Annotated in this window: 22 protein-coding genes; 7 read left to right on the plus strand and 15 right to left on the minus strand. The window is 63.4% G+C overall.

What is annotated here, in order from left to right:
- Position 1: 1 nt before the first annotated feature.
- The 8 genes from kdpF to M1D87_RS17960 all read right to left on the minus strand — a co-directional run bounded on the left by kdpF (position 2) and on the right by M1D87_RS17960 (position 6,039).
- Positions 2-91, minus strand: coding sequence for a K(+)-transporting ATPase subunit F (gene kdpF / locus M1D87_RS17925; protein ID WP_003251485.1), 90 nt, complete (start codon positions 89-91; stop codon positions 2-4).
- A 239-nt stretch (positions 92-330) separates the two neighbouring features.
- Entirely contained in the window at positions 331-1,383 is a 1,053-nt protein-coding gene (locus M1D87_RS17930) for an AI-2E family transporter (RefSeq protein ID WP_061304235.1), read from the minus strand.
- Between the two features lie 12 nt (positions 1,384-1,395).
- The gene (locus M1D87_RS17935) at positions 1,396-2,190 is read right to left on the minus strand and encodes a DUF4892 domain-containing protein (RefSeq protein WP_023661209.1); all 795 of its coding nucleotides are present in this window, start codon (positions 2,188-2,190) and stop codon (positions 1,396-1,398) included.
- A 109-nt stretch (positions 2,191-2,299) separates the two neighbouring features.
- Complete coding sequence (locus M1D87_RS17940) at positions 2,300-3,154, minus strand: alpha/beta hydrolase (protein WP_123085601.1); 855 nt, start codon at positions 3,152-3,154, stop codon at positions 2,300-2,302.
- On the minus strand, positions 3,151-3,939 hold the full coding sequence (locus M1D87_RS17945) for an alpha/beta fold hydrolase (RefSeq protein ID WP_123085602.1): 789 nt from the start codon (positions 3,937-3,939) through the stop codon (positions 3,151-3,153). Before M1D87_RS17945 ends, M1D87_RS17940 begins: the two co-directional genes overlap by 4 nt.
- A 235-nt stretch (positions 3,940-4,174) precedes the next feature.
- A complete protein-coding gene (sixA, locus tag M1D87_RS17950) occupies positions 4,175-4,633 on the minus strand; it encodes a phosphohistidine phosphatase SixA (RefSeq protein WP_015271084.1) in 459 nt (152 codons plus the stop codon).
- A complete protein-coding gene (locus tag M1D87_RS17955) occupies positions 4,630-4,977 on the minus strand; it encodes a DUF4389 domain-containing protein (RefSeq protein ID WP_013973424.1) in 348 nt (115 codons plus the stop codon). The genes sixA and M1D87_RS17955 overlap by 4 nt, the downstream gene beginning before the upstream one ends.
- Positions 4,978-5,013: 36 nt before the next feature.
- On the minus strand, positions 5,014-6,039 hold the full coding sequence (locus M1D87_RS17960) for an NAD(P)H-dependent glycerol-3-phosphate dehydrogenase (protein ID WP_025339958.1): 1,026 nt from the start codon (positions 6,037-6,039) through the stop codon (positions 5,014-5,016).
- Positions 6,040-6,223: 184 nt separating this feature from the next.
- Here M1D87_RS17960 and M1D87_RS17965 point away from each other — a divergent pair, with 184 nt between their 5' ends.
- The 5 genes from M1D87_RS17965 (at position 6,224) to fabB (ending at position 13,144) form a co-directional block, all read left to right on the plus strand.
- Positions 6,224-8,371, plus strand: coding sequence for a TonB-dependent receptor plug domain-containing protein (locus M1D87_RS17965; protein ID WP_183596767.1), 2,148 nt, complete (start codon positions 6,224-6,226; stop codon positions 8,369-8,371).
- Positions 8,371-9,261 (plus strand): ABC transporter substrate-binding protein, encoded by an 891-nt coding sequence (locus M1D87_RS17970; RefSeq protein ID WP_123085603.1) that lies wholly within the window; start codon positions 8,371-8,373, stop codon positions 9,259-9,261. Before M1D87_RS17965 ends, M1D87_RS17970 begins: the two co-directional genes overlap by 1 nt.
- Complete coding sequence (locus tag M1D87_RS17975; RefSeq protein WP_123085604.1) at positions 9,258-11,189, plus strand: ATP-binding protein; 1,932 nt, start codon at positions 9,258-9,260, stop codon at positions 11,187-11,189. Before M1D87_RS17970 ends, M1D87_RS17975 begins: the two co-directional genes overlap by 4 nt.
- Before the next feature lie 207 nt (positions 11,190-11,396).
- The gene (fabA, locus tag M1D87_RS17980; protein ID WP_003251509.1) at positions 11,397-11,912 is read left to right on the plus strand and encodes a 3-hydroxyacyl-[acyl-carrier-protein] dehydratase FabA; all 516 of its coding nucleotides are present in this window, start codon (positions 11,397-11,399) and stop codon (positions 11,910-11,912) included.
- Positions 11,913-11,923: 11 nt separating this feature from the next.
- Complete coding sequence (fabB, locus tag M1D87_RS17985) at positions 11,924-13,144, plus strand: beta-ketoacyl-ACP synthase I (protein ID WP_013973429.1); 1,221 nt, start codon at positions 11,924-11,926, stop codon at positions 13,142-13,144.
- Positions 13,145-13,320: 176 nt separating this feature from the next.
- Here the strand turns inward: fabB and M1D87_RS17990 are convergent, their stop codons facing one another.
- A complete protein-coding gene (locus M1D87_RS17990) occupies positions 13,321-14,322 on the minus strand; it encodes an amidohydrolase family protein (RefSeq protein ID WP_061551087.1) in 1,002 nt (333 codons plus the stop codon).
- 117 nt (positions 14,323-14,439) lie between these two features.
- On the opposite strand from M1D87_RS17990, the gene M1D87_RS17995 reads away from it, so the two are divergent.
- Positions 14,440-15,303, plus strand: a complete 864-nt coding sequence (locus tag M1D87_RS17995) for a pirin family protein (RefSeq protein ID WP_123085605.1) — start codon at positions 14,440-14,442, stop codon at positions 15,301-15,303.
- 133 nt (positions 15,304-15,436) lie between these two features.
- On the opposite strand, the gene M1D87_RS18000 is transcribed toward M1D87_RS17995, so the two are convergent.
- From M1D87_RS18000 to M1D87_RS18015, 4 genes are all read right to left on the minus strand, one after another.
- Positions 15,437-16,162: a dienelactone hydrolase family protein gene (locus M1D87_RS18000; RefSeq protein ID WP_015271090.1), complete on the minus strand. Its 726-nt coding sequence runs from the start codon at positions 16,160-16,162 to the stop codon at positions 15,437-15,439.
- Positions 16,163-16,241: 79 nt separating this feature from the next.
- Positions 16,242-18,146, minus strand: a complete 1,905-nt coding sequence (gene htpG / locus M1D87_RS18005) for a molecular chaperone HtpG (protein WP_023661535.1) — start codon at positions 18,144-18,146, stop codon at positions 16,242-16,244.
- A gap of 71 nt (positions 18,147-18,217) precedes the next feature.
- A complete protein-coding gene (locus M1D87_RS18010) occupies positions 18,218-18,700 on the minus strand; it encodes a PaaI family thioesterase (protein ID WP_421091845.1) in 483 nt (160 codons plus the stop codon).
- Positions 18,697-19,173, minus strand: coding sequence for a PaaI family thioesterase (locus M1D87_RS18015; RefSeq protein WP_004375991.1), 477 nt, complete (start codon positions 19,171-19,173; stop codon positions 18,697-18,699). The genes M1D87_RS18010 and M1D87_RS18015 overlap by 4 nt, the downstream gene beginning before the upstream one ends.
- Before the next feature lie 154 nt (positions 19,174-19,327).
- On the opposite strand from M1D87_RS18015, the gene M1D87_RS18020 reads away from it, so the two are divergent.
- Positions 19,328-19,621 (plus strand): hypothetical protein, encoded by a 294-nt coding sequence (locus M1D87_RS18020; protein ID WP_015271093.1) that lies wholly within the window; start codon positions 19,328-19,330, stop codon positions 19,619-19,621.
- A 67-nt stretch (positions 19,622-19,688) separates the two neighbouring features.
- Here the strand turns inward: M1D87_RS18020 and M1D87_RS18025 are convergent, their stop codons facing one another.
- Entirely contained in the window at positions 19,689-20,438 is a 750-nt protein-coding gene (locus M1D87_RS18025; protein ID WP_004375995.1) for a DUF599 domain-containing protein, read from the minus strand.
- Between the two features lie 295 nt (positions 20,439-20,733).
- Entirely contained in the window at positions 20,734-22,047 is a 1,314-nt protein-coding gene (brnQ, locus tag M1D87_RS18030; protein ID WP_015271095.1) for a branched-chain amino acid transport system II carrier protein, read from the minus strand.
- Positions 22,048-22,270 lie beyond the last annotated feature (223 nt).

The following is a 22,270-nucleotide window of genomic DNA, read 5'->3' on the forward strand; positions in this document are numbered from 1 at the left end:
CCTAGCTGCGATCGGCGCGCAGCAGCGCCACCAGCAGATAAAACGCCAATGCCACTGCCAGCAGCAGTGACAGCCCGTCGAGCATGTTCATGTGTGGTTCTCCCCGTGGTGCGGCTTGGGCCGCTTTGGGGAAATTGTCCGAGCGAGGGGCGTAAAGGGGCGAGACTGGGAGGTGGGGATGGCGATAAAGAAGGCGTAAAGATCGGAAGTCGAGGTTGCCTGAACCGGCCTCTTCGCGGGTAAACCCGCTCCTACAGGGACCGCACCGCTCTCCCGGGCTGTGGAGATCCTTGTGGGAGCGGGTTCACCCGCGAAGAGGCCAGTACAGGTTCACTGCTGAGGCGGCTGCGGGACGGCGTTGCGGCTCCAGTCCAGCAGCAGGCTGTAGCCGACCGCCAGCAAGGTCGGCCCGATGAACAGGCCAATGAAGCCAAAGGCGAGCAGGCCGCCGAACACGCCCAGAAGCACGATCACCAACGGCAGGTTGCCGCCACGGCTGATCAGGTACGGTTTGAGTACGTTGTCCACGCCACTGATAATGAAGGTGCCCCAGGCTCCCAGGAACACCGCCATGCCGTATTCGCCTTTCCATACCAGCCAGCCGGTGGCCGGAATCCATGCCAGTGGCGGGCCCATGGGAATCAGGCTGAGCATGAAGGTCACCAGGCCCAGCACAATGGCCCCGGGCACACCGGCAATCAGGAAGCCGATCAATGCAAGCACGCCCTGCGCGGCGGCTGTACCGATCACCCCATTGACCACCCGCTGCACCGTACCGGCGACCAGCTCCAGGTAGTACTCGGCACGGTCGCCCATCAGACGGTGCAGCAAGCGCAGGACGAACGCCGACAAGCGCGGCCCGTCGCGGTAGAAGAAGAACACGAACACCAGGCTAAGGGTCAGCTCCAGCACGCCGCTGCCGATCTGCGCGCTGCGCGCCAGCAACCAATTGCCCACCTGCCCCAGGTGCGGCTTGACCGAGGCCAGCAAGGCCGCGCCCTGCTGGTCCAGCGATTGCCACCAGCTGACCAGGCGCTCGCCAACCACCGGGATGCCACCCAGCCACGCCGGAGCGTCGGGCAGGCCGTCCACCTGCACGTCACGCACGAAAGCCGTCGCGTCGCGAATATGATCGGCCAGGTTGAACCCCAGCCACACCAGCGGCAGCGCTACGATCAGGATCCAGGCAGTGGTCAGCAGGCTTGCCGCCAGGGTTTCACGCCCGCCCAGCGCACGCGTCAGCAAGCGCATCAAGGGCCAGCTGGCAAAGGCCAGGATGGCTCCCCACAACAGCGCTGAAATGAAAGGTGCCATTACCCACAGGCCGGCACCCAGCAGCGCCAGCAGCAGAATCTGGACCAGCAAGCGGTCATTGTTAGCCATGGTGGTGCTCGTTCAACGGATCAGTTCAAGGTGCAGGCCGTCGGTAGGTGCACTACCGACTTCGAGGCGGCCATTGCGCACGCCCGCCTTGACCAGCGCCTCGCGCCAGGCTTCAGCCTGGGCCCCACTGAGGCTGGCACGCAGGGTGCTGTCGAGGTTCAGGCTACGGGCCAGCAGGTTCGCCCAGGCGTCTTGCGGCGCGGCCAGGTCAGGGTAGTCGAGCTTGCCGGTGTCGCGCATTTCGCGCAGCACCGTGGCGGCGGTCGGCAGCAGTTCGCCCAGCGGGCTGCCGGCGACGAACTCTTCCACGTGCAGGTAGGCGCGGCGGTTGCCGCGGGTGACGCTGTACAGTGCGACGAGGGTGTCGGCCTGCTCCGCCGAGCGGCGCAGAAGGATGAACGCCTGCTGCTCGTCGCCGCCGTTGAGGCGGGCATTGCCGAACACATCATTGGCCCACAGGCTGGCCTCGCCGCAATCGCGGCCCTGGCACCAGAACAGCGGGTAGCCGCCGTCGCGCTGCAGTGCTTCGCGAGCGCTGGTGAAGGCTTCGCGAGCAGTACGCTCGACCGGCAGTTCGTAGGTTACCGAGCTGACCTGGCCACGGCTTTCGACCTTGTCCTCGACCCGAAGGCGGCCGCTGATCTTGCGCAGCGGGCCCATGGGGTAGACGCGCTCCTGCTCCACGGCCGGGCGCTGGTCGACCACCTTGGCGTCCACCGGTACCGGCAGGCTGCCGGCCCACAAAACGGGGCTGGCGAACACCAGGCAGGCAGCGAAGGCATTACGGATGGCAACAGGCGCGCTCATTGGCGAACCAGACGGCGCTCAGCGCCGAGATGAAGCTCCAGGATGTCTGGCAGTTGCATGGTTGTCTCCCTGTTCAACCCGCCAAGCCTCGACACTTGTCCGATGCAAGTCAAGCAAAGCCAAAGAAGCGATTGAAACAGTCTGCGACAAGGGCCGCGCCCTGCTCATCGTTCAGGTGCAGGTGATGGCCACCGGGCAGCGTCACCTGCTCAAAGGGTAGCTGCTCCAGCAACCCGGTGTGGCGCGCCAGCATGCCGTCGGCGGCCACGACCAGGCGCGTCGGGCAACTCACCCGGTGCACATAGGCCATGGCCTGGCCCTCGCTCAGGCGCACTGGCGAAGGCAGGGTCAGGCGGCTGTCGCTGCGCCAGCTGTAACCGCCGGGCACCGGCATCAGGCCGCGCTGGGCCAGCAGCTCGGCCGCCTCACGGCTGACCGCGACCATGCCTTTCATGCGTGCCTGCACGCCCTGCTCCAGTGTGGTGTATACCGACTTGCGCTTGCCATCCAGGCGCAACTGGGCCTGCAGTGCCATGCCCAGCCGCTCCCCGGCGTCCTGCTCGGCGCCGGTCGGCGGAATGACCCCGTCGATCAGGGCCAGATGGCTGACCCGTTCCGGCAGCGCGCCAGCCAGTTGCACCGAAATGATTGCCCCCAGCGAATGGCCCAGCAGGGCGAAACGTTGCCAACCCAGCTGCTCGGCCACCCGCAGCACGTCATGGGCGTAGTCGGCCAGGGCATAACCGGCGCCGAGCGGCCGGTGCTCGGAATAACCATGCCCGGCCAGGTCCAGGGCGACGATGCGCAGGCCTTTCAGCTGCGGCGCCAGGCGGGCGAAGCTGTTGGCGTTGTCCAGCCAGCCATGCAGGGCGATCACCGGCAGCCCATCCTCGGGGCCGAACAGGTGCGCCGCCAGTTCGATATGGCCCAGGCTCAGGCGGATCTCCTCGACCTGCGCGCTCATGCCTGGCTCCAGCGGTCGAACAGGCCCTTGATCAGGCTGGCGGTGTCGGTTGGTCGCTCAAGCGGGAACATGTGCCCACCGGGCACGCTGTGGAACTCGCCCCTGGGCATGCCGCGCACGGCCAGTGTGTGGTGGCGGCGAATGACGTTGCTGCGCTCGCCGCGGACCATGGCCAGCGGCACCTGCAATTGCCGCGCGGGCGCAGGGCTGGTATGCGGGATGCTGCGGTAGATGCTGATTTCCGTGGCCGGGTCGAAGCGCAACTGCAGCCCCTGCTCCATCGCCTGCAGGCCGTGCTCTATGTAGGCATCGAGGCATTCGGGATCGAAATGGCGGAACAGTGACTTGCCGGCGAAATAGTCCCGGGCACTGTCGCGGTCATTGAAGGTTTCGCGGCGCCCCAGGGTGCGGCCAGCCGGGGTGATACGGTCAATGAAGCCGAAGCGCTTGGCGGTGCGCAGCAGCCACTGGTCGGCGCGGGTGAGCACCGGCGAGTCGAGCATCACCACGCCGCGGTAGTACTCGGGGCAGCGCAAGGCTGCGTGCAGGTGCAACACCCCGCCCAGCGAATGGCCGACGCCCCATACCGGCTGGCCCTGCCGGGCCAGGTGGTGCAGCAATTCATCGACCAGGCTCTGCCAGTTGTCGTCCACCGGAAAGCGCGGATCGTGGCCGTGCTGGGCCAGGTGCTGCACCTGGTAGTCCGGTGCCAGGGCGGCGAACAGCTTGCCGTAGGTGGCCGACGGGAAACCGTTGGCATGGGCGAAGAAGATCTGCTGCGACATGGCGCCGGGTCCGGATGCGAGATGATGGCCCATTGTCGGTATCGCGGGGCGGTTCGGCAACGTCCGGAAAGGTCATCGGCGAGGGCTATCAGGTCAGGCTTGCGGACGCGGGCACTCCCTGTAGGAGCAGCCTTGTGCTGCGAAGAGGCCATAACTGCCGGAGAAGAGCTATTGCCCTACTGGCCTCTTCGCAGCACAAGGCTGCTCCTACAGGAAACCGAGATAGCCTGAGAGCTCAGGCCGGCGAGTTGATCGCCCGAAGGGTCATCAACCCAGCCAGCGGCCAGTCCCCTTCCAGCTCCGCCAGGCTTGCAGTGCTCATGCCCGCCGGTTGCTGCTGGTGGCCATGCTGCAACGCCCCTACCAGGGTACCCACCAGCGGCTGGTGGCTGACCAGCAGCACATGCTCCAGGCCCAGGCGCTCGATTTCGCCGATAACCTGCTGCACATCACTGTCAGGCGTCAGCCAGGGCACGGTGCGCACCGGTTCGGCGAAGCCCAGGGTGTCATGCACCAGGGCAGCCGTTTGCTGGGCGCGTACGTAAGGGCTGGCGATGATCGCCTGCAGCGGCTGGCCCAGCAGGCGGGCGGCGCTATGCAGCACCTGTTCGCGACCATGGGCGGTCAGCCGGCGCTCGGCATCGCTGTTGGCCCGCGGCTCCGCTTCGCCGTGGCGCAGAACCCACAGCTTCACAGCTTGGGCTCCTCGTCACGCACCGGGTGCGGGGCCGGGGCCACCGCATGCGGCGCCTCGCCTTCCGGGGCACGCGGTGCCGGCCAGTCGGCGAACGGCCAGGGCTTCTGGTCGCTGTGGAAGCTGCCGAAGCGGCCGATCTGCGCCAGGTACTGGCTCAGGCTGTCGCCGAAGTTCATCAGGCTGGCGCTGGGGGCGCCGTACACCAGGCGGTAGATCAGTTGTACCAGCACCAGGCCACCGAGCAACAGCTCGGCCAGCTGCCAGACCACCAGGAACACCAGCATCCACAGGGCCCGCAGGATGATCGACTCGCGCTGGGCGCGTTCGGGCGTATCGTTCATGTGTTGCTCCTTGCTGTTGTCAGAGCCGCTGAAGGCTCAGTTGAAACCGCTGATGGAAATGAAATCGACATCGGTCTTTGGCTCGGCACGCATCAGGTGCTCGATCACCTGGTTCAGCGTGCGGCCTTCGAACAGGATGGCATGCAGGCCTGCCACCAGCGGCATGTATACCTGCACTTCCTGCGCCTTGGCCTTGAGCACCTTGAGGGTGTTGACGCCTTCGGCTACTTCGCCCAGGCGGTTGACCGCCTGCTCCAGGCTCAGGCCCTGGCCCAGCGCGTGGCCGACCTGGTAGTTGCGGCTCTTTGGCGAGGAGCAGGTGACGATCAGGTCACCGACACCGGCCAGGCCAAGGAAGGTCATGGGGTTGGCACCCTGGCTGACGGCGAAGCGGGTCATCTCGGCCAGGGCGCGGGTAATCAGCATGCTCTTGGTGTTCTCGCCCATGCCCAGGGCCACCGCCATGCCAGCGATGATGGCGTAGACGTTCTTCAGCGCCCCGCCCAGCTCGACGCCAAAGCGGTCGGCACTGGCGTAGACGCGGAAGGTACGCCCATGCAGCACGGCCTGCACCTGCTGGCACAGTTTTTCATCCTCGCTGGCGACCACCGTGGCGGTCAGCGCATGTTCGGCGATTTCACGGGCCAGGTTGGGGCCGGACAGCACGCCGATGCGCGCCTCGGGGGCGATTTCCTCGAGGATCTGGCTCATCAGCTTGAAGCTTTGCGCTTCGATGCCCTTGGTCAGGCTGACCAGGCCCTTGCCGCGCAGCAACTCGGCATGCGGAGCCAGCACGCTACGCAAGGCGCTCGATGGCAGGGCGACGAAAATCAGCTCGCTGGCCTGCAAGGTGGCCAGCAGGTCGCTGACCGGCTCGACGCCGTCGTGCAGGCGGATGCCCTTGAGGTAGCGCGGATTCTCGCGATTGACGCGCATGGCCTCGGCCTGTTCCGGATCGCGCATCCATTGGCGCACCGGCACACCGTTTTCTGCCAGCAGGTTCGCCACGGCGGTGCCGAAGCTGCCGCCTCCCAGAACTGCAACAGGTTGCTGTTCAGTCATATCCAATCCGTTAAAGCCAAAAGTTAAGTGGCGACCCAGCCATTATACGGCTCGCCTGCTACAGAACCAGTGTCAGTACCGGCCCTTTCGCAGCGCAAGGCTGCTCCTACAGGTACCGTGCATGTCCTTAGATCGGGCTTCACTGGCAAGCAGATCACTGGCAAAACCCCCACGGTCAGTTACCATGCCTGTTTCAATCCTGATACAAGGCCGCTTTGTGTTCCCTGGCACGCCCTCGTACCCGCGCCTGCTCATACTGACTGCCCTGCTCGGCGGCCCGGCCGTGGCCGATGACCTGTTCATCGACAACACGGACCTGCCGCAGGTTCTGACCGCCACGCGCCTGAAACAATCCCCCGCCGCAGTCCCGGGCAGCATGACCGTGCTCGACAGCGAGCTGATCCGGGCCAGCGGTGCCCGTGACATCCCCGAGCTGCTGCGCCTGGTGCCGGGCATGATGGTGGGCTACAACGCCGGCAACCAACCCACGGTCAACTACCACGGCAGCAACGTCAACGATGCCCGGCGCATGCAGGTGCTGATCGATGGCCGTTCGGTGTACCGCGCCGGCCTGGCCACGGTGGACTGGAGCGACATCCCGCTGGCCATGGAGGATATCGAGCGCATCGAGGTGTTCCGCGGCCCCAACACGGTCAGCTATGGCGCCAACGCGCTGATGGCTGTGGTCAACATCCTTACCCGCAACCCTGCCGACAGCCATGGCACGCGGTTGAAGATGACCCGTGGCCAGGATGGTATCAACGATTTCTACGCCAGCCACGGCTTCGGCTGGGAGGGTGGCGACATGCGTCTGTCGCTGTCAGGCCAGCAGGACGATGGCTTCGACGAGAACCAGTTCGGCCAGGACTACCGCGACAGCCGCCGGCTGACCCGCTTCAATATCAACGCCAGTCACAGCCTGGCACACGACCAGACCCTGGAATGGCAACTTGCGGCGAAGGAAGGCAGCAACCAGCGGCCTTATACCTACCAGCCGGTGTTCGCCAAATACGAAGCCGGTAACAACGCTGACGTCAGTGCCAAGGACTACGCCGGCTCATTGCGCTGGACCAAGGACTTCAGTTCTGAGCACAGCCTGTATATCCAAGGCTCTGCCCAGCATTTCGACCGTCAGCAGGTGTGGCGCGCCTGTGACGCTTTGCAGTCGTTCAGCCCGGAATTGACCCAGCTCTGGCAAATGAACCCCGATTTCGCCGAAAAAGTGGCGCGCGGCATTGCTACCGGCGCTCCACTTTCGACCAACGATCCTGTCATGAGAGGGCTTCTGGAGAAGGTCCAGCAGCAATGGGCGAACGGTGGCAAGCAGCAGGTCTGCGGCGACGTCGACCAGAGCACCCGCGAAACCCGCTACGACCTGGAAATCCAGGACACCCTGAGCCTGACCGACAGCCTGCGCCTGCTCAGTGGCATGAACTACCGCTATGATCGTGCCGACTCGCAGACCTACTTCAATGGCAGCATCGACGACCAGACCTGGCGCCTGTTCGGCCAACTGGAGTGGCGCGCCGACGAACACTGGATCCTGCAGGGTGGTGCCATGTTCGAGGACTCGCGCCTGTCTGGCAGCTCGCTGACCCCACGCGTGGCGGTCAACTACCTGATCACCCCGCGCCATGGCCTGCGTGCAGTGTATTCCGAGGCAGTGCGCTCGCCAGACATGTTCGAGAACAACGTCAACTGGAGCTACACGGTCAAGAACCTGACCCCCAACGCTTTCGGCCTGCAAAACGGCGAATACTTCGTCAAGACCCGCGGCCCGGGCGACCTCGACCAGGAACGCATGCGCTCGCGCGAACTCGGCTACAACGGCTACTTCAGCGACATCGACCTGAACATGGATATGAAGCTGTTCTATGACGAGATCACCGGCATGATCAGCGAGCCCCTGAAGAACAACCAATACATTGCCAGCAATGCCAACAAGGCCCGTTTCAGCGGCAGCGAGGCGCAACTGGACTGGCGCCCGACCCTGCGCGACCGCCTGCGGGTGACCTACGCCTACGTGGATGCCTGGGCCAGCAACCCCGCCGACCGCCGCCTCAGCGCGCGCAACAGCGGCTCGGCCGGGTGGATGCGCGAGTGGGGTGACGGTTGGTCGAGCGCGCTGTTCTATTACGGTGACGATGCACTCAACCAGTATCGCTACGAGCGCCTGGACCTGCGTCTGGCCAAACGTTTCCGGGTGCATGGCAGCAACCTGGAGCTTGCGGCGCTGTGGCAACAGCGCCTGGACGATGAGCCGACCACGGCAATCCAGAACCGCTACGACAGCCGCCACCGCCTGAGCGTCAGCGCGGAGCTGGAGTTCTGATGGCCCTGCTGCTGCGCCTGTTGCTGTTGTGCCTGTGGCCGATAGGGCCGCTGTTCGCCAGCGAAATCCTGTTGGTAGGCGCGGAAGACCAGCCTGGCATTCGCAGTTTCGTCGCCGCGCTGGAAAGCCGCCGGCCGAGCGACCATGTACATTTCCAGACCACCGCCGACCTGCCCCCCCCGGGCAAGCTCAAGGCTGACCAGCGCCTGATCCTGCTGGACAACGCCGCACTGGAATGGCGCCTCGGGGAAACTGCCGGCCCGCCGGCCCTGGCCATGAGGGTCAGCCGAGTACAGGCTGAACAGCGCCTGGGAAAGTCGCGGCCCGCGTTCCTCACGCTGCTGTGGAGCGATCCGCCGCTGGGCCGGCAGTTGCGCCTGGCGCGCTACCTGCTGCCGCAGGCCCAGCGCATTGGTGTGCTGTACGGTGAGCACAGCAGCTTTCTGCTCGAAGAGCTGCGCCATGCCGCCCGCGCGCTGGGCCTGGAGATCATTGCCCAGGACTGGCCCGACCCGCGCGACAGCCGCCCTTTGCAACACTTGTTGGCCAACAGTGACGTGCTGCTGGGCCTGGACGATGCCGACCTGTACAACTCCAAGACTGCGAAAAACCTGCTGTTGAGCAGCTATGGCCGGCAGATGGCGCTGATCGGCCCGAACGCCGGGTTCGTCCGCGCCGGCGCCCTGGCCAGCACCTTCAGCGACCAGGACGATTGGCTGGCGGTGCTCGACCAGTTGCTCGACCAGCCACCGGCGCGCTGGCCACGCAGCCTGTACCCGGTACGCTTCGGCGTCAGCGGCAACCAGCAGGTGGCGCGCGCCCTGGGCCTTGAACCGATCGATCCGAACGCCGCCGCCAAGGCCCTGGCCGAAGGAGAACCCACCCCATGAGCAAGCGCCTGAGCTGGGACATTCACACCCGCACCCAGATCATCAGCCTCGGCCCTGCCCTGCTGCTGACCTTGCTGCTGATCAGCTTCTTCACCTTCGTGCGTATCCAGGACCTGCGCCAGGAACTGAACCACACCGGGCAACTGATCGCCAACCAGTTGGCGCCAGCCTCGGAATACGGGGTGATCTCGGGCAACAACGAAGTGCTCGAGGGCCTGATGCGCGCCACGCTCAGCATCCCCCACGTGCGCTTCCTCGAGGTGCAGGACAGCCGCAACCACATACTGGTTTATGTGGAGCAGTCCGACGAAAGCGCCAACCGCGCGCAGCGCGTCGAAGTGTTCCAGGCGCCCATCCGGCTGCAGCAGATCCGCCTGGACAGCGACTTCCTGCAACAGGGCAAAGCCACCAGCCCGGCCATTGGCGACGATTACCTGGGCAGGGTCATCGTCGGCATGTCCGATGACGCCTTCAGCCAGCGCCAGCAGGAAATCGTGATCAAGGCCGGTATCCTCGCGCTGTTCGCCCTGCTGTTCACTTTCCTGCTGGCGCGCCGCCTGGCCCTTAGCCTCGCCAAGCCGATCAGCGACATGGGGCACGCGGTCAAGGCCATCCAGCAGGGCGAGTACCACACCCTGTTGCCGGTGGTCGATGACAGCGAACTGGGCCATCTGGCACGCCACATCAATAACCTGGCCCATGGCCTGGCGCAGGCCAGCAATGAACAGAAGCAGGCGATTGCCGAGCTTATCCAAGCCCGCGAGGAGGCCGAACAGGCCAACCGCACCAAATCGGATTTCCTGGCGATGATGAGCCACGAACTGCGCACGCCGATGAATGGCGTACTGGGCATGCTGCAGTTGCTGGAAACCACGCAGCTGAACAGCGAGCAGGCCGAGTACACCGCGGTGGCCAGCGAATCCACCGGGCACCTGCTCAAGGTCATCAATGACATCCTCGACTTCTCGCGCATCGAACGCGCCGCGCTGCAACTGGAACACATCGACTTCAACCTGGGCGAACTGATCACCAGCAGCGTCCAGTCGTTCCAGCACAGCGCCCAACAGCGCGGCCTTGCCCTGCACCTGCAAATGCCGGCGGGTATCGAGCAGCTGCAGGTGAACGGCGACCCCACGCGCATCCGCCAGATCCTGCTGAACCTGGTCGGCAACGCGCTGAAATTCACCGAACGCGGCCAGGTTCAGGTCGAGGCGCGCTGGCAGGTGCTGGACCGCCAACTGATCTGGTTGACCTGCAGTGTGCGCGACACCGGTATCGGCATCGACAACGAACGCCTGGAAATGATGTTTGTCGCCTTCCAGCAGGCCGACAGCTCGATTTCCCGCCGCTATGGCGGCACCGGGCTGGGACTGTCGATCGCCCGCACCCTGGCCGAACGCATGGGCGGCAAGCTGCGTGGCGAAAGCCGTGAGGGCCTGGGCTCGACCTTTACCCTGGAGATGCCTCTGGCCCTGGCCAGCCCTGCCCCGCTCTCGCTGACGCAGCCAAGCGCTGCGCCACCGGCGGTGGCCGACAATGATCAGGTGCTGCTGGTAGAGGACAATCCGGTCAACCAAAGTGTCATCGAAGCCATGCTGCGTAGCCTCGGGCTGGCGGTATGCACGGCCGAGGACGGCCTGGAGGCGGTCGAACGTGTCAGCCGGCAGCGTTTTGCCGCCGTGCTGATGGACTGCCGCCTGCCGCACCTGGACGGCTATGAAGCCACCCGGCGTATCCGCCAGCTGCCCAACGGCGCCAGGCTACCGATCATCGCCCTGACCGCCAACGCCTTGCAGGGCGACCGCGAGCGTTGCATGGCGGCCGGCATGGACGACTACCTGAGCAAACCCTTGCGCCGCACCGAACTGCAGCGCGTGCTGCAGCGCTGGCTACCCGGTCAGACAACCGCGACTGGCGATAAATGCTAAAGTGCGGCAGTCTTAAACACTGGACAGGACCTTCATCGGACCTGAAAATAGACGTTTCAGTGCACACCTGTACTTCTTTCACCGGGTGCACTGTGACTTTCACCACAACGCAATAGTCTACCTGTAGGCTGCCGCCCCGAACGCGATGCGTATCGGGCCGGCCGGGAAGATTCATCCCCTGCCGCAGGGGGTTATTGAGGAGCTCGCATGACCAAACAACACGCCTTTACTCGGGAAGACCTGCTGCGCTGCAGTCGCGGTGAGCTGTTCGGCCCAGGTAATGCGCAACTGCCCGCGCCGAACATGCTGATGGTCGATCGCATCACCCATATCAGCGAAGAAGGCGGCAAGTACGGCAAAGGTGAATTGGTCGCCGAGCTGGATATCAATCCGGACCTGTGGTTCTTCGCCTGCCACTTCGAAGGCGACCCGGTAATGCCGGGCTGCCTGGGGCTTGATGCCATGTGGCAGCTGGTAGGTTTCTTCCTCGGCTGGCAGGGCCTGCCAGGCCGCGGGCGCGCCCTGGGTTCGGGCGAGGTGAAGTTCTTCGGCCAGGTACTGCCGGAAGCCAAGAAAGTCACTTACAACATTCACATCAAGCGCGTCCTGAAGGGCAAGCTGAACATGGCCATCGCCGATGGCTCGGTCAGCGTCGACGGCCGCGAGATCTACACTGCCGAAGGCCTGCGGGTCGGCGTGTTCACCTCCACTGACAATTTCTAAGGGTTATTCGCATGCGCCGCGTCGTTATCACTGGTCTGGGCATCGTATCGTGCCTGGGCAATGACAAAGCTACCGTCACCGAAAACCTGCGCAACAGCCGTCCGGGTATCCGTTACAACCCGGAATACAAGGAAATGGGGCTGCGTAGCCAGGTTTCCGGGTCCATCGACCTCAACCTCGAGGAACTGATCGACCGCAAGGTCTACCGCTTCGTCGGCCACGCTGCTGCCTACGCCTACCTGGCGATGCAGGATGCGATCAAGGACGCCGGCCTGACCGAGGAGCAGGTTTCCAACCCGCGTACCGGCCTGGTGGCGGGCTCCGGCGGCGCCTCGACCCTGAACCAGATGGAAGCGCTGGACACACTGCGTGAGAAAGGCGTCAAGCGCGTCGGCCCATACCGCGTTACCCGCACCATGGGCAGCACCGTTTCGGCGTGCCTGGCTACCCCGTTCAAGATCAAGGGTATCAACTACTCGATCTCCTCGGCCTGCGCCACTTCGGCACACTGCATCGGCACCGCGCTGGAGCAGATCCAGTGGGGCAAGCAGGACATCGTCTTCGCCGGTGGCGGTGAAGAAGAGCACTGGAGCCAGTCGTTCCTGTTCGATGCCATGGGCGCACTGTCGACCAAGCGCAACGAAACCCCGGAACAGGCCTCGCGCGCCTACGACGCCGACCGTGATGGCTTCGTCATCGCTGGCGGTGGCGGCATGGTGGTGGTCGAGGAGCTGGAACACGCCCTGGCCCGTGGCGCCAAGATCTACGCGGAAATCGTCGGCTACGGCGCCACTTCCGACGGCTACGACATGGTTGCCCCGAGCGGCGAAGGTGCTATCCGCTGCATGCAGCAGGCGCTGTCGACCGTCGACACTCCGATCGATTACCTGAACACCCACGGCACCTCGACCCCGGTCGGTGACGTTGCCGAGATCAAGGGCGTTCGCGCCGTGTTCGGCGACAAGGCACCGAAAATCAGCTCGACCAAGAGCCTGTCGGGCCACTCGCTGGGCGCTGCCGGCGTACACGAGGCGATCTACTGCCTGCTGATGATGGAAAACAACTTCATCGCCGGCTCCGCCAACATCGACGAGCTGGACCCGGAGGTCGCCGACCTGCCGATCCTGCGCAAGACCGAAGAAAACGCCAAGATCGACACGGTCATGAGCAACAGCTTCGGCTTCGGCGGCACCAACGCCACCCTGGTGCTCAAGCGCTGGGAAGGCAAGTAAGACGCTGCTGCGGTAAACGAAAACGCCCCGACTGGTTCGGGGCGTTTTCATTTGTGTTGCCTGTACCGGCCTCTTCGCGGGCGCGCCCGCTCCCACAGGTACAGCACCGGTTTCAAGAGCAGCGCGACCCCTGTGGGAGCGGGTTTACCCGCGAAAGGGCCGGCACAGGCGAAATACTATTGCTTGGGCAACACATCCAGAAAATTCTCCCTGGCCACCTTATTCGCAACTTGTTCCGGCAATGCATCCAGAAACGGCCTGAACCCGTGCATCTGCTCCCCAAGGCTACCAAACCGCCCCACCACATCCGAACCCAGCATGAACCGTTCCGGGAACCTCTCGACCAGTGCCAGCCACGCCTTGCGCGGTACACCCCGGTCATCCAGCAGATAGGGTTTCAGCACGCTCCACGACAAATCGACATACAGGTTCGGGTAATCCTCCAACAACCGCGTCAGCACCGGCAGCAGAAAGTCCATCTGCGTCTGGTGCCGGTGAATCTCCATGCTGCTGCCGGCGTGCGCCCAGATGAACCGCGTGTGCGGGTGATTGCGCAGCGGCTCTTCGATCTCCGCCAGGTACAGCGGGTTGCGCTCGCGCTTGGAGGTGATGTTGGAATGCAGCAGCACCGGCAGGTCGCGCTCCGCCGCCAGGTGGTAGATACGCGCCATGGCTTCGTTGTTGGCGCGCGGCGTGTCACCACTGGTAAGAGCAGTCAGGTCATCGTGGCGCGTGAACACCTCGCCAATGCCCTGCCACAGCCCTGGATGCAGATCGAGCATGCGCTCGATATGGCTGGCGGCGTTCTTGTCCACCGGATTGAAGCCGGCCAGGAACGGATGAAAGCGCTTGCGCTGCTCGTCGGGCAGTTGCTGTAGCGCCGCCGCCACGTAGGTATCGGTGGCGCTGTACCAGTAGGCTTCGGCGTCATCCCCAGCGTAATAGCGTGGGCGCTTGGGCTCGTCTTCATGCCACTTCTTGGCCACCGGCACGCCGGAAATCATCGACTGCTCTATACCGGCAGCATCCATTGCCTTGATCAGCGCGGGCATGCCTTCGCTTTCCTGGAAGAAGTCGACGTAGTGCAGGTGGGCATCACTGTAGCGGTAGTCGCGTGCCTGCGCCGCTTGGCACAGCCAGGTGGATAACAGCACGCAGGCCAACGCTCTCACGATCATGATGAAGCTTCCTTTTCCGGGTATCAGATCTCTAGACCGGCCGGCCTGCGAGACGGTTCAGCCGGGGCGGGCAAACCGCTATGCTTGGGGCATTTCCACCTTGCCTGGAGCCTTCCCATGAGCAGCCCCCTGGTCATCCGCCCACGTGCTGAATCGGTCGAGGGCCAGCCGATCCTGCGCCCGCTGCCATCGGCCCAGTGTCGCAGCGTCGGCCCGTTCGTGTTTTTCGACCACATGCTCGAAACCGACTATGCCCCGGGGCATGGCATGGACATCCGCCAGCACCCGCATATCGGCCTGTCGACCCTTACCTACCTGTTCGAAGGGGCAATCCTGCACAAGGACAGCCTCGGCTCGGCGCAGCGGGTGCTGCCGGGCGACGTCAGCTGGATGACCGCAGGCAGCGGTGTGGCCCATGTCGAGCGTACTCCTGAAGATGCCCTGGCCCATGGCTCACGCCTGCACGGGCTGCAGGTATGGCTGGCGTCGCCACGCGAGCATGAACAAGGCCCGGCAAGCTACAGCCATCACCCGGCGGCGAGCCTGCCGGTCAGCGACAGCCTGGGGGTACGCATCTGCATGATCGCCGGCAGCGGGTTCTGCCTGGAATCGCCGGTGCCAGTGCTCTCCCCTACCCTGTACGCGCATGTACAGATGCAACCGGCAACCACGCTATTGGTGCCGAACGAGCATGCGCAGCGGGCGATTTACCTGCTCGATGGTGAGCTGGTGATGAACGATGAGGATGTGGAACCCTGCAGCCTGGTGGTCCTGCCGGAGGGCGAAGAGGTGACGCTGTATGCGGAGGGTGAGTGCCAGCTGGTGCTGATTGGTGGCGCACCACTGGATGGGCCGCGGCGGATGAACTGGAACTTTGTCGCCAGTGATGTGGAGCTGATCGAACAGGCCCGGGCCAAGTGGGCTGCAAGGGACTGGCCGGTGGTGCCGGGGGAAACCTTGAGGATCGAATTGCCTAGGTGATTTTGGGGCCGCTCTGCGGCCCATTCGCGGCACAAGGCCGCTCCTACAGGGAATCGCGTAACTCATGGCTTGCGCGACCTTTGTAGGAGCGGCCTTGTGCCGCGAATGGGCTGCAAAGCAGCCCCGTGCAATCTCAGCGCTGGAACACTTCGGTCAGCAGGTTATGCATCGAGCGGAACGCCCGCTCCGAGGTGCGCCGGTCATACTGCATCTTGCCCGGCACATTGGCACTCGGGTCGGTAAACGAGTGCACCGCGCCGCCATAGCTCAGCAATTGCCAGTCAACCTTGGCCGCGTTCATCTCCTCCTCGAACGCCGGCAACTGCTCCTTCGGCACCAGTGGATCGGAAGCGCCGTGCAGCACCAGCACCGAGCCCTTGATGCGCTTGGCATCTTCCGGATTCGGCGTGTCCAGCGTGCCATGGAACGACACCGCCGCACGCAAATCGGCGCCGGTACGGGCCAGCTCCAGTGCACAGCAGCCACCAAAGCAGAAACCAAACGTGCCGACCTTGCCCGGTTCCAGCAGCGCCTTCGACTGCCCCAACAGTTGCGCCAGGGCTTCCTGCATGCGCTTGCGCAGCTCGCCACGATCGTTCTTCAACGGCATCATCGCCGCGCCGGCCTCGTCCGCGTTGGACGGACGCACCGATTGCCCGTACAGGTCGGCAATCAGCACCACATAACCTTTCTCGGCCACTTCCTTGGCGATGCGCTCGGCACCTTCGCCGATACCCATCCAGTTCGGCGCCATCACCAGACCTGGCCGCCCCAGCGCGCCCGGCTCGTATACCAGGCGGCTTTCATACGCCTTGCCGGACAGGTGATAGACCAGCGATTCGACGATTACTTTGCTCATCAAGCACTCCTTTGGCACTCGTCATCAATATGCTCGCCATGAAAAAAGCCCGCCGAAGCGGGCTTTCCTATGCATCAACTCAAGCAGACAGTTCGACCAGCAGCTTGTTCAGGCGACGAACGTAAGCCGCCGGGTCCTTCAAGCTGTCACCGGCCGCCAGGGCCGCCTGATCGAACAGGATGTGGGACAGCTCGGCGAAGCGGTCTTCGCTCTGCTCGTTGTCCAGCTTCTCGATCAGCGGGTGGGTCGGGTTGAACTCGAAGATCGGCTTGGACTCCGGCACCTTCTGCCCGCTGGCTTCGAGGATCTGGCGCATCTGCAGACCCAGGTCCTGTTCACCGATGGCAAGGATCGCCGGCGAGTCGGTCAGGCGGTGCGACACGCGCACTTCGGCCACGCTGTCACCCAGCGCGCCCTTCAGGCGCTCGACCAGGCCTTCCTTGTCCTTGGCGACTTCTTCCTGGGCCTTCTTGTCTTCTTCCGAGTCCAGCTTGCCCAGGTCCAGGTCGCCACGGGCTACGTCGACAAAGGCCTTGCCGTCGAACTCGTTCAGGTAGCTCATCAGCCACTCGTCGATACGGTCGGTCAGCAGCAGCACTTCGATGCCTTTCTTGCGGAAGACTTCCAGGTGCGGGCTGTTCTTGACCTGCGCGTACGACTCGCCGGTGAGGTAGTAGATCTTGTCCTGGCCTTCCTTGACGCGAGCCAGGTAGTCGGCCAGGGCGACGCTCTGCTCGCCGCTGTCGTCCTGGGTGGAAGCGAAGCGCAGCAGGCCGGCGATCTTTTCCTTGTTGGCGAAGTCTTCGGCCGGGCCTTCCTTCAGCACCTGACCGAAGTTCTTCCAGAAGCCCTTGTACTGCTCGGGCTCGTTCTTCGCCAGCTTCTCCAGCATGTCCAGCACGCGCTTGGTCAGCGCGGTCTTCATCGAGTCGATGATCGGGTCTTTCTGCAGGATTTCACGCGACACGTTCAGCGACAGGTCGTTGGAGTCGACCACACCCTTGATGAAGCGCAGGTACAGCGGCAGGAACGATTCGGCCTGGTCCATGATGAACACGCGCTGCACGTACAGCTTCAAGCCGCGTGGCGCTTCGCGCTGGTACAGGTCGAACGGCGCACGGGCCGGCACGTACAGCAGCGAGTTGTATTCGAGCTTGCCTTCTACCTTGTTGTGGCTCCAGGCCAGCGGGTTTTCGAAGTCATGGCCGATGTGCTTGTAGAACTCCTGGTATTCCTCGTCCTTGATTTCGGTACGCGGACGGGTCCACAGGGCGCTGGCACGGTTGACGGTTTCCCACTCTTCGGCCGGCTGCTCTTCGCCTTCGGCGGTAGCTTGCTCTTTCAGCAGCTGGATCGGCATGGCGATGTGGTCGGAGTACTTCTTGACCACGTTGCGCAGGCGCCAGCCATCGGCGAACTCCTGCTCGCCCTTCTTCAGGTGCAGGACGATGCGGGTGCCGCGCTGTGGCTTGTCGATGGTGGCGACTTCGAACTCACCTTCGCCCTTCGACGACCAGTGCACGCCTTCAGCGGCCGGCTGGCCGGCACGGCGACTGTAAACGTCGACCTTGTCGGCAACGATGAACGCGGAGTAGAAGCCCACACCGAACTGACCGATCAGGTGCGAGTCCTTCTTCTGGTCACCGGTGAGGTTCTTCATGAAGTCGGCAGTGCCGGACTTGGCGATGGTACCCAGGTGGGCGATGACGTCTTCGCGGCTCATGCCGATGCCGTTGTCCTCGAGGGTCACGGTACCGGCGTCCTTGTCGAAGCTCAGGCGAATCTTCAGGTCGGCGTCGCCTTCGAACAGCTCTGGCTTGGCCAGGGCCTCGAAACGCAGCTTGTCGGCGGCGTCGGAGGCGTTGGAGATCAATTCACGCAGGAAGATCTCCTTGTTCGAATACAGGGAATGGATCATGAGGTGCAGCAGCTGCTTTACCTCGGTCTGGAAGCCCAGCGTTTCTTTTTGAGTCTCCACACTCATGGTCTTCAAAACTCCGATCTGATGGCAGTTGACGCCTGGCGGCCAGGTTGGCCAGCGTTTAGCGGCGGATGTCATGCAGATGGGGGCTGCCCGGATGATTTCAAGGGCTTTTCCGGTTCGATCTTGAAATGGGCGCGAGCCGTGGCGATCGGCGACTGCCTGTCCCCCTGCCAGGCGGTGATGGCCACATTGGTCACCCGCCGACCCTGGCGCCAAAGCTGGCACTGGGCGTAGGTATCGCGAAAGTGCCCGGCGCGCAGGTAATCGATGGAAAAGTCGATGATCTTCGGAATGCTTGCGCTCTCGCTGAAGATCAGTAGGTACAGCGCTGCCGACAGTTCCATGAAGCCCGCGATCACCCCGCCGTGGATGGCCGGCAGCAGCGGGTTGCCGATGTTGTCCTGGTTGGCCGGCAGGCGGAACAGCAGGTCATCGCCCTGACCCTCGCATTCAATGCCGATCAGGCCGGCATAGGGGATCAGCGCCAGCAAGGGCCGATATTCTCCCACCGCATGAGCAGCGTTGAGCTGTTGGCGAACCTTGTGCGGAATCATGCCCCGCCCTCCTTCAGGCTGTTGCCGAAGCGGATGCCACCCTTGATTTCCTGGCCCAGGCGCATGAACGTGCCCACCACCTGGCAGATAGGCTGGGCGGGGTCATCCTGATAGGCCGTGCCACGGGTGAAAATCACATCGCGGGTGACTCGGTAGCATTGGGCATGGCCGTAGATGTCCTTGCCGGCCTTGGCCGGATGCATATAGTCGATGCGCAGGTCCAGTGTCGGGCACACTTCGAAGCGCGGCAGCACGCACAGCGTGGCCATGCCGCAAGTGGTGTCCATCAGCGTGGTCAGCGCGCCGCCATGCACGGCGCCGGTCTGCGGGTTGCCGACAATGGCCGCAGACCATGGCAGCACCAGGGTCATGCCATCGGCATTGGTTTGCACCACACGCATTTGCAACAACTGACAATGTTTCAGGGCTGAGAGAAAACGCTCGGCCATGGCCATCAAGGTTGAATCACTCATTGGCTGTTTCCCTGCGCATTGCCGCAGCGGCATAAAATCGTTAAAAAGTCTATATAGAACGGGACGTTATATATGTGTAATCTTCGCGGAACTTATTCCGCGTAGTTGCACTCGAAGGAACAAGTCACTTATTCCACCAAGGAGAAACACCCCCATGCGTAAACCTTTTGCTTTTGCTCTGATGCTGGCCGCTGCCATGGGCCTGGCCGCTTGCGATAAAGCGAGCGAAGACAAAGCCCAGGACGCACAGCAACACGCCGAGCAAGCCCAGGAAAAAGCGGGCGAAGCTCAGGATAAAATGAACGAGGCTGCCAAGGAAAACGCCGAAGCCGCCAAAGATCAGGCCGAAGCCGAGCAGAAGGCCGCCGAAGAAGCCGCTCCGGCTACTCCGGCTCCGGAAGCCGCCCCAGCTACCCCAGCTGCTCCAGCCGAACCTGCCAAGCAGTAATCGGCTAAAACAAAAAAACCCGACATTGTCGGGTTTTTTTGTACCTGAAACTTATGGGTTAAACGTTTCAGGCACCAGGAGCGGTGCTTTCCTTGGCGGGTTCGATCGAAACACTTTCGGTAGGTGTGAACACCATCACATCCAATACATCCGAATGGAACTCGCGGCGGTACAGAATCAGCACCACCCCGACACTCATGACCATGAATAACCATGGGCTGATGAACCAGCTCAACATGGCCATGCCAAAGTAATAGGAACGCAGGCCCAGGTTGAACTGGTTGGCGGCAAGCGACAGCACCCGCGCCGCCCGCGAGGCGAATGCCTTGCGTTCAAGCTCATTTACCAGACGTTCACCTATCATCGGCGCCGACCCCACCAGTACTGCCGCGAAATTGTATTGGCGCATGCACCAGCTGAAGGTGAAAAAGGCGTAGACGAAGACCATGGCCAGGCACAGCAGCTTGATCTCCGACATGCCCTGGGAGGTCTGCTGCACCAGCGGCAGGTCGGCCAGCAGCGACAGCGCCCGGTCGGAAGCCCCGAGCACGGTGAGGATACCGGCGAGGATGATCAGGGTGCTGGAGGCGAAGAACGAGGCGTTGCGCTCGAGGTTGCCGATCACGCTCGCATCGGCAATGCGGTTGTCGCGCAGCAGCATGCGGCGCATCCAGTCTTCGCGGTACAGGTGCAGCACGCTGGCCAGGCACGCGGTGTCGCGGCCCTTCCAGATGGCATAACGGGTGTAACCGCCCCAGCACAGGGCGAACCAGATGATGGCCAAAAGATTGTTGAAGTTGCTTTGGATGAAGTTCATGCACGGTTCCCAGGAGGGCCAGATACCTGAAGGATAGGGACCGGATTTCGACGCTGGCAAGCGGCAAAAGGCACACATCCACCCAGAAATCCGCACTGCCTGTTCTGGCCTCTTCGCAGCACAAGGCTGCTCCTACAGGTACGGCACTGCACTTGTAGGAGCAGCCTTGTGCTGCGAAGAGGCCGGTACAGGCAAAGAAAAAGCCCCGCATCCTCTCGGATACGGGGCTCTTGAGTCTCCACCCTTGGCGAGCACCCTTCGGCTTGTGGCCGGTGCCGCCCTCAGGCTTCGACTATCAGGCCAGCGCTTCGCGCGGCTTGCCGAGCATGCGGTCGCAGGCCACGGCGCCAACCAGGGTCACCACCGAAGGCACCAGCCAGGCCAGGCCCTGGTCGCTCAGCGGCAGGTGAGCCATGAAGTCCGGCAGCACGTGGGCAATGCTGCTGCCCTTGATCGCGTCGACCATGCCGAACAGCAGCGATACCAGCATCACTGGTGCCAGGATGCGGGTTGGCGAGTTCCACAGGTCCTTCACGAAGCTGAGCCCGACCACCACGATGCACGGCGGGTAGATCGCCGTAAGCACCGGGATCGAGAACATGATCAGCTTGGTCAGGCCGAGATTGGAGATCAACAGCGAGAAGCCCGCCAGGATCACCACCAGTGCGCGGTACGACAGCGGCAGGATCTGGCTGAAGTACTCGGCGCAGGCACAGGTCAGGCCAACCGCGGTCACCAGGCAGGCCAGCGCGATCAGCACGGCGAGGAAACCGCTGCCCAGCGAACCGAAGGTGTGCTGCACGTAGGCATGCAGGACCGCCGCACCGTTGGTAGCGTCAGCCGCGATCTCGTGGCTGGTTGCACCCAGTCGGAACAGGCTGATGTACACCAGGGCCAGACCGACGCCGGCGATCAGGCCGGCAATGATGGCATAGCGGGTGATCAGTTTCGGCGACTCGACACCGCGCGAGCGGATGGCGTTGACGATGACGATACCGAACACCAGGGCACCCAGGGTGTCCATGGTCAGGTAACCATCGGAGAAGCCCTTGGAGAACGCTGCGGCGGCATAGGCCGGCTGCGCTTCACCAATGGTACCGGCAGGCAGCGCGAAGGCGGCGATGCCCAGCACCGCCAGGGCGATGATCTTCAACGGTGCCAGGAAGCGACCCACGGTGTCGAGCAGCTTGCCTGGATACATGGACACGGCCAGCACCACGAGGAAGTACACCAGGCTGTAGATGAACAGCGCCAGCGGGCTTTCGCCGGTCAGCGGCGCAACGCCCACTTCGAACGATACGGTCGCGGTGCGTGGGGTGGCGAACAGCGGGCCGACCGACAGGTAGCACACGGCCGCCAGCAGGCCACCGAAGAACTTGCCGATCGGGCTGCTCAGGGCATCCATGCCGCCGCCGACCTTGGCCAGGGCGACCACGGTGATGACCGGCAGGCCTACGGCGGTAACCAGGAAGCCAAGGGCCGCCATCCATACGTGCGGGCCAGACTGCAGACCGACGATAGGCGGGAAGATGATGTTGCCAGCGCCCACGAAAAGCGCAAACGTCATAAAGCCAAGCGCCAGGATATCCTGGCCTTTGAGAACTTTCATTTAAGGTAGTACCACACTGCTGAAATCGGGATTCGAGAGGGGATTTCCCTTTGGATGAGGGGAAATGCTGCCCGGCTTGATAGGCCAGACCCGTTTAGCGTGTCGTTCCCTTTTGGGGCACGGGCACAGAGTGAGCGCGTAATGTAACTGTTTTGTCAGTCAAACGCACTGGCACAGTACTGCTTGTCCGATGTGCGTACATGTTTGTCGTCTGTGCGACCGA

It is taken from the genome of Pseudomonas sp. SA233, from assembly GCF_054792385.1.